Consider the following 14,697-nt stretch of genomic DNA (forward strand, 5'->3'; position numbering starts at 1 on the left):
CGCTCACCCACATAATCATTAAATGTAACCATGTCAGAATTATCAACACCCGTAAAACAAACTGAAGCCCATAAACTTATCGACAGCCTATTGAAGTCGAGCGACCCAACTGCTGATCTAGATAAGATTGCTGAAGAATTCAACATTGCGAACTGGGGACAGTCTAACGCTGTTTCTGCTGATTTATACTCGGCAGTTAGAGACTTGCTTGGCAAAGGCGTTGTAACTGGTAATGACTTAGTTTCTGGAAAAGACACCATGGACCCGATTGTACATAAAGTACAAGCGGAGACAGAAAAGCTTATCGCTAACCCAAGTGAAGCAGACGCTGATCGCGTTCAAACCTTTGTTCTTGGCTTCTTACGCACATTCGTGAGCCAACTACTTCACCCAGGTACAAAGAAAGCGATTTACGCGAAAAAGCTTCCTGACCTAATTAAGCTTCACCAGCAAATTGCGAAGTAATTCGCAGCGGCGCGATATTACAGATGAAAAGCCATTAGCTTTAGCATACCAGCGTCGCAACAAACGCGTTTAAAAAGAAACCCGCTGCACAGCGGGTTTCTTTTTACTCCAGCGAAGAGTATTGGTGCGTTAATCAGCACTAATCGATAGGCACAAAAAAACCGGCCTAAAGCCGGTTCTTTGTATTTGGCGGAGAGAGAGGGATTCGAACCCTCGATACGCTATAAACGTATACACACTTTCCAGGCGTGCGCCTTCAGCCACTCAGCCATCTCTCCAAATTTTGTATCAAGAAGATTTCAACGACGAAAACCCTCGAGCGCGCGTATAGTAGGTAAAGCTGCGCGCTTAATCAAGAACTTGCTGGAAATTATTAAACAAGTGCTTATAAAACGTGCGCTTATAGCCCGCCTTTCGCTTTTAGCTCGGCTGAGAAGTTAAGCATGCGGTCAAGTGGAATAAGTGCACCTTTACGCAACTCATCATCAACATAAATTTCGTGCCCATCAGTTTCGCCCGTTAAAGACGCCTTAATCGCTTCTAAGCCGTTCATTGCCATCCAAGGGCAATGAGCACAGCTTTTACACGTAGCGCCGTTACCGCCCGTTGGAGCCTCTATAAACGTCTTCTCTGGAGTAAGTTGTTGCATCTTGTAAAAGATGCCTTTATCGGTAGCAACGATAAAGGTGTCGTTATCCATGGTTTGCGAGGCTTTTATTAGTTGACTGGTTGAGCCAACAGCATCGGCCATCTCTACCACGCTTGCGGGTGATTCAGGGTGAACCAGTACGGCGGCATTTGGATACAGTGCTTTCATATCAGCAAGTTTCTGTGCAGAAAACTCGTCGTGAACGATACACTCGCCTTGCCACATTAGCATGTCGGCGCCCGTTTGCTTGGCAATGTACGAGCCTAAGTGTCTATCAGGGCCCCAAATGATTTTCTTGCCCTGGCTATCTAAGTGTTCAACGATTTCAAGCGCGATACTTGACGTTACTACCCAGTCAGCGCGGGCTTTTACCGCCGCTGATGTATTGGCATAAACTACTACCGTGTGGTCAGGGTACTGATCACAGAACTCGCTAAACTCTTTTACCGGGCAACCTATATCAAGCGAACACGTTGCTTCCAGTGTTGGCATTAGGACGTTTTTTTCAGGGCTAAGAATTTTTGCCGTTTCGCCCATGAAGCGAACGCCAGCAACAATTAACGTCTGCTCTTCTACATCTCTACCAAATCGCGCCATTTCCAATGAGTCTGCCACGCAGCCGCCTGTTTCTTCAGCGAGCGCCTGAATTTCATGGTCGGTGTAATAGTGTGCGACAAGCACAGCGTTGCGAGCCTTAAGCAAGGCTTTAATCTCTGCCTTTAACTCGGCTTTACGTGCTTCTGATAATGGCTGTGGTTTTGCTGGGAACGGGTACTCTACCTGATCCACTCGAAATGCTACTGACATTAACCTACATCTCTGTTGCGACAAGGGTGCGGATTATACCCAACTGTCATAAAAATTACACACTACCTAATCAACATAAGCGTAATTAAATAGTCGAATTTGTGCTTACCTGTTCTACTACATGGGGTTAGGTAAACCAGATCAAAGTACAAATGAGATGAGTAGCGCTTTAAACCGCAATGAGCATTAGCGTTTTATACTGGGAAGATTATTTAATAAAAATATTTGAATTTGAGGCTTGATGGTGGGTCGTGCTGGATTCGAACCAGCGACCAATTGATTAAAAGTCAACTGCTCTACCAACTGAGCTAACGACCCATCAAGTGACACACAGATAAGTTTAGCAATTCAAATGATGGTGGGTCGTGCTGGATTCGAACCAGCGACCAATTGATTAAAAGTCAACTGCTCTACCAACTGAGCTAACGACCCATCATTTTATGCTAGGAGAGAAAGTGGTGGGTCGTGCTGGATTCGAACCAGCGACCAATTGATTAAAAGTCAACTGCTCTACCAACTGAGCTAACGACCCTTTCTTTCCTGTTGTTGCCTGTGTCTTGGCAACGGCGGCATATAATACTCAGATTTTTATTCGACGCAACCCATAACGTCCTTTTATTTTCATTTTTCTGTCAAATTACGACTAAACGGTCAAAATGAAAACAAATCGCTGAGTATTTATACCCGTACCAATTGAGTTTAGTCAGGTTTCTACGAAATACAGTGAAATTTGGTCCAGAAGTTTTATGCAGTTTGAATAGAGTTTTTTGAAAAAAACTTTCCTTTAACTCATAAAAAAGCCTCTTTGAAAGAGGCTTTGTTCATTACAAGTTATTTAACCGAGATTCAGCGAGGCGTTTTGCCGAAGAATCAGGATAATCTTTTACAACTTGTTGAAACAGCTGTCGTGCCGTTGCACTGTCTCCCGTTCGCTCAGCAATAACACCTAGTTTTAATAAGGCGTCTGGTCGCTTAGCAGAGTCGGTAAAGCGATTAGCTACAATATTAAATTGCTCACTTGCTTCGCTCCACTGCTGCTTATTAAACAACAGTTGTCCTAACCAGTAATGCGCATTTGGTGCGTAACCACTGTTGGGAAAGCGCGAAATAAACGATTGAAAGGCAGGAATGGCTTTATCGTACTCTCGAGACTTCAGGATTAAGTTCACCGCATTTTCGTAGGCTTCATCCTCGCCTGCTTGCGGTGCTTGCGTTGTCGTAGATGCTGCTGGAGAGCTCACAGAGCCCGAATCAACACCAGCACTAGGCATGGCACTACCTTGTAGCGCGCCGCTTTGCTTAAGTGCTTCTACGCGCTTATCTATTTCAAGGTAAAGCTCACGCTGACGCTCAAGTACTTTTTGAAGTTCGTTGGTATTGACTTCAACCGCACCGCGTAACTGATCGACTTCCATTTGCATATTGTCTAACTGCGTTTGAAGCCTGTGCTGCATTTCGGTTCGGCTTTTAACAATACGCTCAAGTACAACGATGCGCTGCTCTAATTCACTGCCGCCGTTGGCATCGATAACAGGCGCTTGCGCGAAGGCGTTAGAAACAGTAAAGGCGGCACATAACGTGACGCCTATTTTTAATGTCTTATTCGTTAGAATAGTCATTAGCGGTAAACAACCACTCCGCGACGGTTTTGAGCAAATGCATACTCAGTAGAACCCATCACTGCTGGCTTTTCTTCACCGTATGAAACTACCGTCACTTGGCTGCTGCTTACACCAGCATTAAGTAAGTAAGTTTCAACAGACTGCGCACGACGCTCACCAAGCGCGATGTTGTACTCTGGCGTACCACGGCTATCAGTGTGACCTTCAATCGTCACTTTAGTGCCTGGATTTTTCACCAAGAACGCTGCATGTTTGTCTAAAATACGCTGAAACTCTGGCTTGATGCTTGAGCGGTCAAAGTCAAAATAAACGGTTTGTTCGTTTTTCAGCGCTTCCATTTCTTGCTGAACCATTTCTTCTTGACGCTTCATACGCTGAGCTGCTTCAGCTTTAACACGCTGAGCTTCTGCTTCACGCGCTTCAGCTTCTGCTGCAGCTTGTTCTTGTGCAAGACGGTTACGCTCTGCTGCCAATTCTTCTTCGCTAGGGCCTGAAGAACACGCCATCATTGTCACTACTGGCAACGCGATAATGAAGCTCTTCATCACTTTATTCATTTGCATCCTACTAATCCTTAAATTTTATTGTTTGTCGTTAAATTGTTAGAACAAAAATGGTGACCAACTTGGCGATTTAACTTGCCCATTGGCTGCTGGTAACCTAGCTTTAAAACGCCCATCTAAAGAAACCAGTGACAACACTTGGGTTCCCTCATGAAGGGTGCTGTAAATAATCATGCTTCCATTCGGCGCCACACTTGGTGATTCATCTAAGTACGTCCGTGTCAGTACTTGAGGTGATCCACCATCCAATGACTGCTTCGCAATATGATAGTTCCCATTAGTTTGGTTAACCATAATCATTTGCTTACCGTCAGGGGAAATTGTACCGCCAAGGTTCTGTTCCCCTACAAAGGTAACTCGCCTTACTTTCCCAGAACTTAAATTTACGCTATATATCTGGGGTTTACCACCCCGTTCCGAGCTAAATATTAAACCACTACCGTCAGGTAGCCAAGCAGGCTCCGTATCAATCGCTCTATTACGTGTTACTCGGCGAAGGTTTTTCGTCGCTAAGTCCATAACATAGAGTTCAGGATTCCCATCTTTCGACAACACCATAGCAAGTTGCTTGCCATCTGGTGAAAACACTGGGCTGCTATTAATTCCGGGGAAGTCAGTTATGCGCGTACGCTCGCTAGTGTAGATGTTCTGGATAAATATTTGCGGCCTGCGATTTTCAAAACTCACATACGCTAGCTTCTCGCCATCCGGCGACCATACAGGGGACATAAGGGGCTCTGGCGAAGACAACAGACGCGTTTCGTTCTCACCGTCGTAGTCAGCTATCACTAATTGATAGGGTTTTTCAACCGTATCGCGATCGCGGACAATGACGTAAGCAATTTTAGTTAAAAATGCACCGCGAACACCGGTTAATTTCTCATACACAATGTCGCTAATTCGATGCGCATACTGGCGAAAATCTCGACCGTTAATTACGGCCTGACGAGCTGCGAGTATATGCTCGTTACTCGACACTAAACTCCCGTCTTTGAGTACTTTGGCCTGCCCGTTGGCAACTTGCCCTTTAAGCACGTCAATTAACTCATAGGATACAAGGTAACGGTCGCCTCCCTGTGGCTCGATACTGCCAACTAAAACTGTATCTACATCTAAGGTCGCCCATGCAGTAAAAGACACTTGTTTAGCTGTCTCTGGGTACTGTGGCATTTTGTCGACAGATACCGGATTAAACTTACCACTACGCATTAGGTCGGCCATCACCACTTTAGAAATATCGCCCGGCATACTGCCCTGACCTTTCCATTTAAATGGCACAACCCCGATTGGACGTGCACTATCTACGCCCTCGGTTATCACAATTTCTAAGGATGCAAACACGTTGACACTGAATGTCATCGTAATAAGCGCTATCCATAAACCTAGTTTTTTCATACCACTATAATTCCACTTTTAAAGTAATGTCTTTTAACTGCTCGTAAACGTCTGGCGCATCAGATACCGGTAACTTTTCGGCCCTGCGAACCGCGCTTTCAGCCGCTCTACACAGCGCATCGTTGCCGCCGAGTACACGAATACTCGTAACAAACCCTGTCGTTGCTAACCGAATATTCAATCGACAGGTTTTGCCTTGATAGCTGTCGTCTGAATACAAATTGCGCTTAATGGTTTGCTGAATAAGCGCGGTATAGCGCTCTACTTCAGTAAGTACCTGTTTTCGCCTACGTTCTTGCTGAGCAGCTTGTTCTTTTGCAAGCTGCTCTTGCATGATCCTTTCCATTTCAGCGCGTTCAGCTGCTTCTTTTTTCTTTCGCTCAGCCTCAGCTTTCGTTTTTGCTTCGCGCTCCTTACGCTCTTGTTCCTTCTGCGCCGCTAAGCGCTCCAAGTCTTTCTGACGTTTCGCTTCGGCGGCTTCGGCTTTCCGCTTCTCTTTTGCACGCTTGGCTGCTAACTGTTGCTGACGTTTTTTCTCTGCTGCCGCTTCTGCTTTTCTTTGCCTTTCTTGCTCTTCGGCTCTTGCTTGTGCTTCAGCTTGTGCCTGCTCCCTTTTTTGATCTGCAATGGCTTGTGCATCAATAAACGTCGCTTCTATCACTGGCGCATTCGACGGTAAACTTGGCAAAGGTTCTGGAGAAAAGCTGACGCTAATTAGCAACAGCGCAGCAATAAAAAGATGCAAACCTATAGATTTGTACAAGCCTACTTGTTCTGGGCTTATGCTGCTGGCTTGCTTGGCGCAATTGCCGTTCTTTTTATCACCACTTACACCATTACTCGCGTTGTTTGAGTGGCTAGCGGTTGACGTGCTTTTCGACACTTCAGGTTTCGACATATCTATATTACTCAACCGGATCCGTCATTAACCCTACTGAAGGCACACCCGCCTGCTGTAATAACACCATTAGTTGTATCACTTCGTTATACGCTACTTGCCCATCACCTTTAACCACTACGGGCGTATTGGGCTCTTTGGTCAATTGTGCTTTCACTATTGCGCCAAGCTCGTCTTTGCTAATTGGCGATTCCTGGTCTTCGCCTACATTAAGGAAGTAGCGACCTTTAACATCCACTGAAGCAATAATTGGCGGTGTATCTTCTTGCTCTATGGGGTTCGCACTTGCTTTAGGCAAGTCTACCTTTACCCCTTGCGAAATAAGCGGCGCCGTTACCATAAAGATAATCAGCAGCACCAACATCACATCAATGTAGGGCACTACGTTTATCTCAGATACCGGCCTGCGGCGTTTTCTTACATACATAACAAGTCCTCCGTTTGGAATGTAAACGCTTAGGCTTGTTGTTGTGCTTGCGCAGCAACGGCTTGGCGGTGAAGGATTGCAGAGAACTCTTCCATGAAGTTACCGTAGCTATTTTCTAGCTTCTCAACCTGATGGCTGAAACGGTTGTAGGCAATAACCGCAGGAATAGCGGCAAACAGGCCGATAGCAGTTGCAATAAGTGCTTCTGCAATACCCGGCGCTACCATAGCAAGGGTAGCTTGCTGCACTTCACCTAATGCGATGAAGGCATTCATGATCCCCCACACAGTTCCAAATAGACCGATGTAAGGACTAATTGAGCCCGCCGTGGCTAAAAAGGGTAGACGACTTTCTAATTCTTCGACTTGGCGAGACATAGAAACGCGCATGGCACGGTATGTACCGTCAACTATGCCGTTGGTGGCGGTGTTAGACTTGCGCAGGCGAACAAACTCTTTAAAGCCTGAGCAAAAGATGCTGCCCATGCCTGTTAGGTTAGTTCTGGCGGAAAGCTCTTGATAAAGACGATTCAGGTCAGCGCCTGACCAGAACTTATCTTCAAACTGACGCATTTCGTTGCGTGCCGCCGACAACGCTTTACTGCGTTGGAAGATAAACGTCCACGACGCTATCGACACGCTTAGCAACAAAAGCATAACTAGTTGAACAATAAAACTCGCTTGTAAAAACAAGCCAATAAAAGTGAGATCAGATGACACGCGAAATTTCCCCTAACAAAGTACGTGGTAATCTTTTTGGCTTCATAACTGCCAAATCGACGCAGGCAACCTTGATATCTCCCGATACCAATGTAACGCCTTGTTCATTTTTAATAATTTGTTGAAACGTCATACTAGCGCCTTTCAATTCTACAACGCGAGTCTCAATACTCAACAGTTGATTGAACCGCGCAGGCGCATAGTTATGCATTTCAACGTGTTTGACGACGAAAGCGATGGATTGTTCCATCAGTGTATCTTGTTCAAAGCCTAGCTCGCGAAGCCACTCTGTACGGGCTCGCTCCATAAACTTTAGGTAATTCGCATAATAGACGATACCGCCTGCGTCGGTATCTTCGTAATACACTCTTACCTGATGTAAATGCATAACTATTCCTTTACCAAAAAAATTAATAATCCAAAGTGAAGATAAACTAACTAATTAGCGCGATAAAGTGCAGAGCAAAACATCTCTACAACCCCCACCAAAGCTAACATTTAATCAAAAGTAAACCAATATGAAACACCTAGTTAACACATTAGTTATTCTAATCCCAAACAACAATTTTACTCAATTGTAGTTTTTTCGGCACTCCCTATAATGCACAGCATCAGTCGTACAGAGCGTGATGGTGCTAAGCACGGTCATGCAAGAGTTATCCTCCTGTTAGACATGAGTTCCCTGGATTTATTTCCTTCAACACTTGTTGTTTTAGCCCGTTCAATGAGCGGGCTTTTTTTTGCCTGTAATCTAGCACCTATACTAAACTCAATTATTGGCAGATCATGCTCATCTGGCGCATTACAATAATACGCCATTAATTTTCAAACACGCTTCAATGGCTACCCTGAACTAGCCGCCTCCCCCATTAGAACATTTGCTTGTAGCATTTGAGACGCTTTCTGTATTACCAAAAAAAGCCCAGCAATCCTGCTAGGCCTTAAAAAAAATCTAAACCTTCTTACAAAGAGGCGGCAAATTATTCAGAGGGAGCGAAGCCAAAATGAAGATAGGCACGCTGAGACACAATACGGCCTCGAGGCGTGCGCTGTAAAAAGCCCTGCTGAATAAGAAAGGGCTCAATCACATCTTCTATGGTTTCTTTCTCTTCACCAATGGCTGCGGCCAAATTGTCTAAGCCTACTGGCCCACCATCGAACTTTTCGATAATGGCAGTAAGCAATTTGCGGTCCATGTAATCAAAGCCCTCTTTGTCTACATCAAGCATATCTAATGCTTTGGCCGCAACGTCGGCGCCCACAGTACCGTCAGATTTGATTTCGGCATAATCTCGAACACGGCGTAACAAACGATTGGCAATACGCGGCGTGCCCCGCGAGCGACGTGCCACTTCTTGCGCACCTTCCTCGTTCATATCTAAATTAAGGTAGCTGGCACTTCTTGCTACAATACTGGTGAGGTCTTTTACGTTGTAAAACTCAAGGCGTTGAACAATACCGAAACGGTCACGTAATGGCGACGTTAGCGAGCCTGCGCGGGTGGTAGCGCCTACCAGCGTAAAAGGAGGAAGGTCTAGCTTAATTGAACGGGCGGCAGGCCCCTCGCCTATCATAATATCAAGCTGGTAGTCTTCCATGGCAGGATAAAGAATTTCCTCTACCACAGGACTTAAGCGATGTATTTCGTCTATAAACAATACATCGTTGCGCTCAAGATTGGTAAGCAGTGCGGCCAAATCCCCAGCTTTCTCAAGCACGGGCCCAGACGTTGTTTTAATGTTCACGCCCATTTCGTTCGCCACAATATTTGCAAGCGTGGTTTTACCCAGTCCTGGCGGACCGAAAATAAGTAGATGATCTAGCGCATCGTCGCGATTACGCGCAGCTTGAATAAAAATTTCCATTTGCTCACATACGTGAGGCTGCCCCGTATAGTCTTCAAGCATTTTAGGGCGAATGGCGCGGTCGATGACCTCGTCTTCGGTGTTGGCTTCAGGCGTAATCAGTCTGTCGGCTTCAATCATGATAGTTCTACTTTAAACGGTGACGAGAAGACAGGCAGACTTAGAACCGCTGTCTTCATTGAGCGCCATTATATGGCCGCTTTTAATGATTCGCGAATAAGGGCTTCACTTTCCATGCCCTCTTTATATACGCTGTCGACTAACTTGCTCGCTTGAGCAGGTTTATAACCTAATGCAATAAGCGCACTTTGCGCTTCTTCCCGTGCGTCGTTCACAGCAACAATAGTGTTGGTGGATAACAAGTCGCCACTTGGGGGCGGTACAGCAATACTCTGCGCCTTGCCAAATTTTGCTAAGCGGTCTTTAAGCTCTACCACTAAACGCTCAGCGGTTTTCTTACCTATACCTGGCAAGCTGACGAGTGCAGAGACATCTTCATTTTGTACGCTTGCCAAGAATTGGCTTGCCGACATACCAGATAAAATAGCAAGGCCTAATTTCGGGCCTACTCCATTGGCTTTGATCAATTCTCGGAATAGCCCTCTTTCCATTTTATCTGCAAAACCAAACAGCAACTGGGCGTCTTCACGAACCACAAAGTGAGTGTACACCACCACTTCTTCACCCACCGCGGGAAGCTGGTAGAAACTGGTCATAGGCATGTGAATTTCGTAGCCAACGCCGGCTACATCTACAAGAATTTCTGGAGGCTGTTTTTCAGCCAACGTACCGCGAATTCGTCCAATCATGAATTATCTCTGTAAAAGCGTGAGCTTCGAGCAGTATTAGCGCAAACGACCACGAACGGTTTTTCGGGCCTGCCCTGCCATGTTTATCAGGCTCTGTTCGGTGTGTGCATGACACAAGGCAACGGCTAATGCATCGGCAGCATCGGCTTGGGGGGTGCCGCTTAAGCTAAGCAGGTGTTTTACCATATGCTGAACTTGCGTTTTATCTGCGCCACCTTTTCCTACTACCGACTGCTTTATTTGCCTTGCGCTGTATTCAGCAACAGGAAGTTGCGCTTGCGTGGCTGCCACAATGGCGGCACCTCTGGCCTGACCAAGCTTCAGCGCTGAATCAGGGTTTTTCGCCATAAATACTTGCTCAATAGCAAACTGGTCGGGTTTATATTGACGAATAATATCGCCCACCCCGGAAAAGATATTAGCAAGACGAGAAGGCAAATCTCCCGTTCCAACGCGAATGCATCCGCTTGCTACATACACCAATTTACCTTGCTTGCGTGCAATTAAACCGTAGCCTGTGATCCGAGAACCTGGATCTATACCCAGTATAACCATTAAGGCACACTCGGTACAAACAAAGATACCGCTTCTTTATTCGAAGGAGACCATAAACGCGCGAGAGCTTCGTCTTTCGACACCCATTCGTACTGCAAGTGCTCTGTTAAGACAATGGGTAAATCGCTGTTTATCTGAAGAGAAAATACGTGCTCTGTATTATGCACGGTACCTGGAGGATAACGATGTAGCCAGCGGCTACGAATTTCATATTGGTTTTGCTTATCGTGATCGTTTACCACAAAGCCGTGCGCTTTGGCATCTATGCCAGTTTCTTCACACACTTCACGATATGCCGTTTCTAAGGGTAACTCTCCCTCTTCTAACGCGCCGGTTACCGACTGCCAAAAGGTGGGGTCGTCTTGTCGTTGCAAAAGCAGCACTCGGTAGTGTTGGTCATACAACACTACCAGTGCAGATTCAGGCTTCTTATACGCCATAAATTACGATTGCTTTTTCACCGTTGCAATAGCTAGCTCTTCAAGCTGCTGTGGGTTTGCAGGGCTAGGCGCCGATGTTAATGGACATGCCGCTGTGGTCGTTTTAGGGAATGCCATCACGTCACGAATAGATGTTGCGCCAGTCATCAGCATTACTAGGCGATCTAGACCAAACGCAAGGCCTGCATGCGGCGGCGCACCAAAGCGCAGTGCATCTAGCAAGAAGCCAAACTTGTTCTTCGCTTCTTCATCGTCAATGCCAAGAATGTTGAATACTGTAGACTGCATGTCTTCATTGTGAATACGTACAGAACCACCGCCTAATTCAACACCGTTCAATACCATATCGTAAGCGTCAGATAAGGCTTCAGCTGGGTTAGCTTTAAGCTCTTCTGGCGTTAAACCACGTGGAGCAGTAAACGGATGGTGGATAGCGTGAAGCTGACCGTCAAATTCTTCAAACATTGGGAAGTCAACAACCCAAAGTGGCTTCCACTCGCCTTCAAGAAGCTCAAAGTCTTCACCAAGCTTAAGACGAAGTGCGCCCATCGCTTCGGTAACCACAGTGTAGCTGTCTGCACCGAACAATAGAATATCGCCACTTTGTGCACCAGTACGCTCTAGCATGGCGTTAGTGATGTCTTCTGTTAGGAATTTAAGGATTGGCGACTGCAGGCCTTCAAGTCCAGCACCAGCGTCGTTAACTTTAATCCATGCTAGGCCTTTCGCGCCGTAAATACCTACAAATTTAGTGTATTCGTCAATTTGCTTACGCGAAAGTGACGCCCCACCAGGTACGCGAATAGCCGCAACGCGACCTTTAGGATCGTTTGCCGGTCCGCTGAAAACTTTAAAGTCTACGTTAGCAAGCAAGTCTGCAACGTCTGTTAACTCTAGCGGGTTACGTAGGTCTGGCTTGTCGCTACCAAAGCGTGTCATGGCCTCGGCGTATGTCATACGCGGGAAGTCACCAAGGTCGACGTTTAGCATTTTGTTGAACAAGTCGCGGATCATGCGTTCGGTAATAGACATTACGCCATCGGCATCCAAGAACGTGGTCTCAATATCGATTTGGGTAAATTCTGGCTGGCGATCAGCACGTAAGTCTTCGTCGCGGAAGCACTTAACGATTTGATAGTAACGGTCCATGCCCGACATCATCAGAAGCTGTTTGAAAAGCTGTGGCGATTGCGGAAGTGCAAAGAACTCACCTTTGTGCGTGCGGCTTGGCACTAGATAGTCACGTGCACCTTCTGGCGTTGCCTTAGTAAGAATAGGCGTTTCAATATCAAGGAAACCTTCTTCTTCTAGGAAACGACGTACAGCACCGGTTACTTTTGCACGGAATTGTAAGCGCTGGCTCATTACGGGACGACGAAGGTCTAGATAACGATAGCGAAGGCGTTGTTCTTCTGAGTTCTCTTGATTCCAGTCTAGTGGAAGTACGTCAGACTTGTTGATCACTTCAAGGCCTGTGCCTAGGATCTCAATCTCACCTGTGCGCATGTCTTTATTAATTTGACCTTCAGGGCGCGCACGTACTTTACCGGTTAGCTTTACGCAGAATTCACTACGTAACGTGTTTGCGACCGATAGCACGTCTGGTAAATCTGGGTCGAACACCACTTGTACGATACCTTCGCGGTCGCGTAAGTCGATGAAAATTACACCGCCTAAATCGCGACGCTTATTAACCCACCCGCAAAGGGTAACTTCTTGTCCAATGTATGATGAATCGATATTCCCACAGTAATCTGTGCGCATGGTCCTTGACCCCTGATGTTTTTTCTTGCTTCGTATGCAGTGAATTGGCGTTTAAAACCGCTTACTTTTAGGCTTAAGACTTTGCCAAAAATCGCGTAAACTTGCTGGCCAATTAACTGGCCCGCCCACTACATGCATAATGTAATGATTTAAAGGCCGCATAGTATAAACAAATGCTTGATAAAGCCCAATGACAAATATGCACAAATCAGCCATATCACATGGAAATCTTCATATTGGACTGCCAATGTGGCAACACAGCCATTGGCCAAGCACATGGTTTGCCAATTATCCCAAATCTGATAATGGATTGTCGCTGTATGCCAAGGAGTGTAATACGGTCGAGGGAAATACCACATTTTACTCTCTTCCCCACCAAGACGCTGTAGCGAGATGGTGCGATTCAGTACCCGATCACTTCAAATTTACTTTCAAGTTTCACCAGAATATTACTCATATTCACCAATTACAGCATTGTGATGAAGAGGTTGCCCAACAGCTTGCTTTATTAAGCCCGTTAAAAGAAAAGCTAGGAGTAATGATGCTGCAACTGCCCGCTTCTTTCGGGCCAGAAAAGCTATCCATTTTGGATACATTTTTAGCGGCGTTACCTCAAGAATTAAACATAGCGGTTGAAGTGCGCCATCTGGCGTTTTTCGCTAAGGGTGACGAGGAAAAGGCGCTTAACCAACTTTTGAGCCGCCACAGTGCGAATAGGGTCATTATGGACACCCGAGCTTTATTTAGCGGGTCTCTAGAGGCAGGGGGAACAAATAGACGAGCAATACTAGAAGAAGTCAGGCATAAAAAACCCCGAGTACCAGTAAACGTTATCGCTACAGGTAATACTCCCATCGTGCGCTTTGTAGGCAATGATGTAGATGATGACAACAGACGCTGTTTATTGCCTTGGGTGAAAAAAGTGAAACAGTGGCAAAGTGAAGGAAAAGACGTGTACTTTTTTTGTCACCGCCCAGACAACAAAGACGCCCCCTGGTTAGCGCAGCAGTTTATCGATTTGTATAACAACGATAATCCTTCACTCGTGCTAGAAAACCTGTCTATTAAGAGTCAGCCCGAACAGAATACGCTGTTTTGATGACAAGCAACTGGCATTGCGCAGATTAATATTTTGTTTTTAATAGATAGCCTTTTTCTAATTCAACGGTAAACTATCCTCCTTATCTATTTTAGTACTACACCATTATTAACGTGAAATAACCTCAATGAACCACGAATATGAAAAAGCGCGTATTGCTGCGCTTGAATCGTTAGATATTTTAGATACTTCTCCAAGCGAACAACTTGACGAACTTACCAAAACCGTACAAGAAGAGTTTAATGCTAAAACCTGCTTAGTAAGCCTTGTTGCAGAAGATCGCCAATGGTTTAAGTCTCGCCAATGTATGGATGCTACCGAAACACCGCGTAATATCTCGTTTTGCACCTACGCGATAGCCGAAGAAGAATACTTAATTGTTCCCGACGCTAAAGCCGATAAGCTATTTGCTAATAACCCGCTAGTTACTGGCAACCCTTTCATTAGAGCGTATGCAGGTGTCATTTTGCGCAATAAAGACGGATACGAGTTGGGTACGTTATGCCTTCTGTTTGATGAACCACGTAGCTTTACAGTGCCTGAAATAGAAAGTTTAAAAAAACACGCCCGCACAGTTGAAGCCATTATTTTTTCAGAACACCTTCCAGCATAATCCCAGC

The 14,697-nt window shown here is 45.8% G+C and carries 16 protein-coding genes and 4 tRNA genes; 3 read left to right on the forward strand and 17 right to left on the reverse strand.

Annotation, left to right across the window (positions count from 1 at the left end; translation table 11 throughout):
* Positions 1–30: 30 nt before the first annotated feature.
* Complete coding sequence (locus tag V7R42_RS02785) at positions 31–465, forward strand: hypothetical protein (RefSeq protein ID WP_334018709.1); 435 nt, start codon at positions 31–33, stop codon at positions 463–465.
* Positions 466–652: 187 nt separating this feature from the next.
* On the opposite strand, the gene V7R42_RS02790 is transcribed toward V7R42_RS02785, so the two are convergent.
* From V7R42_RS02790 to aspS, 17 genes are all read right to left on the reverse strand, one after another.
* Positions 653–743 (reverse strand) — tRNA-Ser (locus V7R42_RS02790).
* A gap of 122 nt (positions 744–865) precedes the next feature.
* Positions 866–1,921, reverse strand: coding sequence for a quinolinate synthase NadA (nadA, locus tag V7R42_RS02795; protein ID WP_334018710.1), 1,056 nt, complete (start codon positions 1,919–1,921; stop codon positions 866–868).
* Positions 1,922–2,163: 242 nt separating this feature from the next.
* Positions 2,164–2,239 (reverse strand) — tRNA-Lys (locus tag V7R42_RS02800).
* A 38-nt stretch (positions 2,240–2,277) separates the two neighbouring features.
* Positions 2,278–2,353: transfer RNA gene (locus V7R42_RS02805), tRNA-Lys, on the reverse strand.
* Between the two features lie 24 nt (positions 2,354–2,377).
* Positions 2,378–2,453 (reverse strand) — tRNA-Lys (locus V7R42_RS02810).
* A gap of 292 nt (positions 2,454–2,745) precedes the next feature.
* Positions 2,746–3,540 carry a tol-pal system protein YbgF gene (gene ybgF, locus V7R42_RS02815; RefSeq protein ID WP_334018711.1) on the reverse strand — a complete coding sequence of 265 codons (795 nt, stop codon included), beginning with the start codon at positions 3,538–3,540 and terminating at the stop codon, positions 2,746–2,748.
* The gene (gene pal, locus V7R42_RS02820; protein ID WP_334018712.1) at positions 3,540–4,106 is read right to left on the reverse strand and encodes a peptidoglycan-associated lipoprotein Pal; all 567 of its coding nucleotides are present in this window, start codon (positions 4,104–4,106) and stop codon (positions 3,540–3,542) included. Before pal ends, ybgF begins: the two co-directional genes overlap by 1 nt.
* Before the next feature lie 39 nt (positions 4,107–4,145).
* A complete protein-coding gene (gene tolB, locus V7R42_RS02825; protein ID WP_334018713.1) occupies positions 4,146–5,501 on the reverse strand; it encodes a Tol-Pal system beta propeller repeat protein TolB in 1,356 nt (451 codons plus the stop codon).
* 4 nt (positions 5,502–5,505) lie between these two features.
* Complete coding sequence (tolA, locus tag V7R42_RS02830; RefSeq protein ID WP_334018714.1) at positions 5,506–6,399, reverse strand: cell envelope integrity protein TolA; 894 nt, start codon at positions 6,397–6,399, stop codon at positions 5,506–5,508.
* Positions 6,400–6,406: 7 nt separating this feature from the next.
* A complete protein-coding gene (gene tolR / locus V7R42_RS02835; RefSeq protein WP_159494383.1) occupies positions 6,407–6,826 on the reverse strand; it encodes a protein TolR in 420 nt (139 codons plus the stop codon).
* A 29-nt stretch (positions 6,827–6,855) separates the two neighbouring features.
* The gene (gene tolQ, locus V7R42_RS02840; protein ID WP_014948866.1) at positions 6,856–7,545 is read right to left on the reverse strand and encodes a protein TolQ; all 690 of its coding nucleotides are present in this window, start codon (positions 7,543–7,545) and stop codon (positions 6,856–6,858) included.
* On the reverse strand, positions 7,535–7,933 hold the full coding sequence (ybgC, locus tag V7R42_RS02845) for a tol-pal system-associated acyl-CoA thioesterase (RefSeq protein WP_014948865.1): 399 nt from the start codon (positions 7,931–7,933) through the stop codon (positions 7,535–7,537). Before ybgC ends, tolQ begins: the two co-directional genes overlap by 11 nt.
* A gap of 592 nt (positions 7,934–8,525) precedes the next feature.
* A complete protein-coding gene (gene ruvB, locus V7R42_RS02850) occupies positions 8,526–9,530 on the reverse strand; it encodes a Holliday junction branch migration DNA helicase RuvB (RefSeq protein ID WP_334018715.1) in 1,005 nt (334 codons plus the stop codon).
* A 68-nt stretch (positions 9,531–9,598) separates the two neighbouring features.
* Positions 9,599–10,219 carry a Holliday junction branch migration protein RuvA gene (ruvA, locus tag V7R42_RS02855; RefSeq protein ID WP_014948863.1) on the reverse strand — a complete coding sequence of 207 codons (621 nt, stop codon included), beginning with the start codon at positions 10,217–10,219 and terminating at the stop codon, positions 9,599–9,601.
* 36 nt (positions 10,220–10,255) lie between these two features.
* Positions 10,256–10,774: a crossover junction endodeoxyribonuclease RuvC gene (gene ruvC, locus V7R42_RS02860; RefSeq protein ID WP_334018716.1), complete on the reverse strand. Its 519-nt coding sequence runs from the start codon at positions 10,772–10,774 to the stop codon at positions 10,256–10,258.
* Entirely contained in the window at positions 10,774–11,214 is a 441-nt protein-coding gene (nudB, locus tag V7R42_RS02865) for a dihydroneopterin triphosphate diphosphatase (protein WP_334018717.1), read from the reverse strand. Before nudB ends, ruvC begins: the two co-directional genes overlap by 1 nt.
* 3 nt (positions 11,215–11,217) lie before the next feature.
* Entirely contained in the window at positions 11,218–12,978 is a 1,761-nt protein-coding gene (gene aspS / locus V7R42_RS02870; RefSeq protein WP_334018718.1) for an aspartate--tRNA ligase, read from the reverse strand.
* A 199-nt stretch (positions 12,979–13,177) separates the two neighbouring features.
* On the opposite strand from aspS, the gene V7R42_RS02875 reads away from it, so the two are divergent.
* Complete coding sequence (locus tag V7R42_RS02875; protein WP_438823627.1) at positions 13,178–14,077, forward strand: DUF72 domain-containing protein; 900 nt, start codon at positions 13,178–13,180, stop codon at positions 14,075–14,077.
* A 127-nt stretch (positions 14,078–14,204) separates the two neighbouring features.
* Positions 14,205–14,690, forward strand: coding sequence for a GAF domain-containing protein (locus tag V7R42_RS02880; protein ID WP_334018719.1), 486 nt, complete (start codon positions 14,205–14,207; stop codon positions 14,688–14,690).
* Positions 14,691–14,697 lie beyond the last annotated feature (7 nt).

It is taken from the genome of Alteromonas sp. S015 (assembly GCF_036864485.1).
GTDB lineage: Bacteria > Pseudomonadota > Gammaproteobacteria > Enterobacterales > Alteromonadaceae > Alteromonas.

Bases quoted from the DNA above. Each gene is read 5' to 3' on its own strand.
- ruvB (WP_334018715.1), bottom strand. From the start codon at position 9,530: ATGATTGAAGCCGACAGACTGATTACGCCTGAAGCCAACACCGAAGAC.
- tolB (WP_334018713.1), bottom strand. From the start codon at position 5,501: ATGAAAAAACTAGGTTTATGGATAGCGCTTATTACGATGACATTCAGT.
- ybgF (WP_334018711.1), bottom strand. From the start codon at position 3,540: ATGACTATTCTAACGAATAAGACATTAAAAATAGGCGTCACGTTATGT.
- V7R42_RS02875 (WP_438823627.1), top strand. From the start codon at position 13,178: ATGCACAAATCAGCCATATCACATGGAAATCTTCATATTGGACTGCCA.
- pal (WP_334018712.1), bottom strand. From the start codon at position 4,106: ATGCAAATGAATAAAGTGATGAAGAGCTTCATTATCGCGTTGCCAGTA.
- aspS (WP_334018718.1), bottom strand. From the start codon at position 12,978: ATGCGCACAGATTACTGTGGGAATATCGATTCATCATACATTGGACAA.
- nudB (WP_334018717.1), bottom strand. From the start codon at position 11,214: ATGGCGTATAAGAAGCCTGAATCTGCACTGGTAGTGTTGTATGACCAA.
- ruvC (WP_334018716.1), bottom strand. From the start codon at position 10,774: ATGGTTATACTGGGTATAGATCCAGGTTCTCGGATCACAGGCTACGGT.
- V7R42_RS02880 (WP_334018719.1), top strand. From the start codon at position 14,205: ATGAACCACGAATATGAAAAAGCGCGTATTGCTGCGCTTGAATCGTTA.
- ruvA (WP_014948863.1), bottom strand. From the start codon at position 10,219: ATGATTGGACGAATTCGCGGTACGTTGGCTGAAAAACAGCCTCCAGAA.
- nadA (WP_334018710.1), bottom strand. From the start codon at position 1,921: ATGTCAGTAGCATTTCGAGTGGATCAGGTAGAGTACCCGTTCCCAGCA.
- ybgC (WP_014948865.1), bottom strand. From the start codon at position 7,933: ATGCATTTACATCAGGTAAGAGTGTATTACGAAGATACCGACGCAGGC.
- tolA (WP_334018714.1), bottom strand. From the start codon at position 6,399: ATGTCGAAACCTGAAGTGTCGAAAAGCACGTCAACCGCTAGCCACTCA.
- tolR (WP_159494383.1), bottom strand. From the start codon at position 6,826: ATGTATGTAAGAAAACGCCGCAGGCCGGTATCTGAGATAAACGTAGTG.
- V7R42_RS02785 (WP_334018709.1), top strand. From the start codon at position 31: ATGTCAGAATTATCAACACCCGTAAAACAAACTGAAGCCCATAAACTT.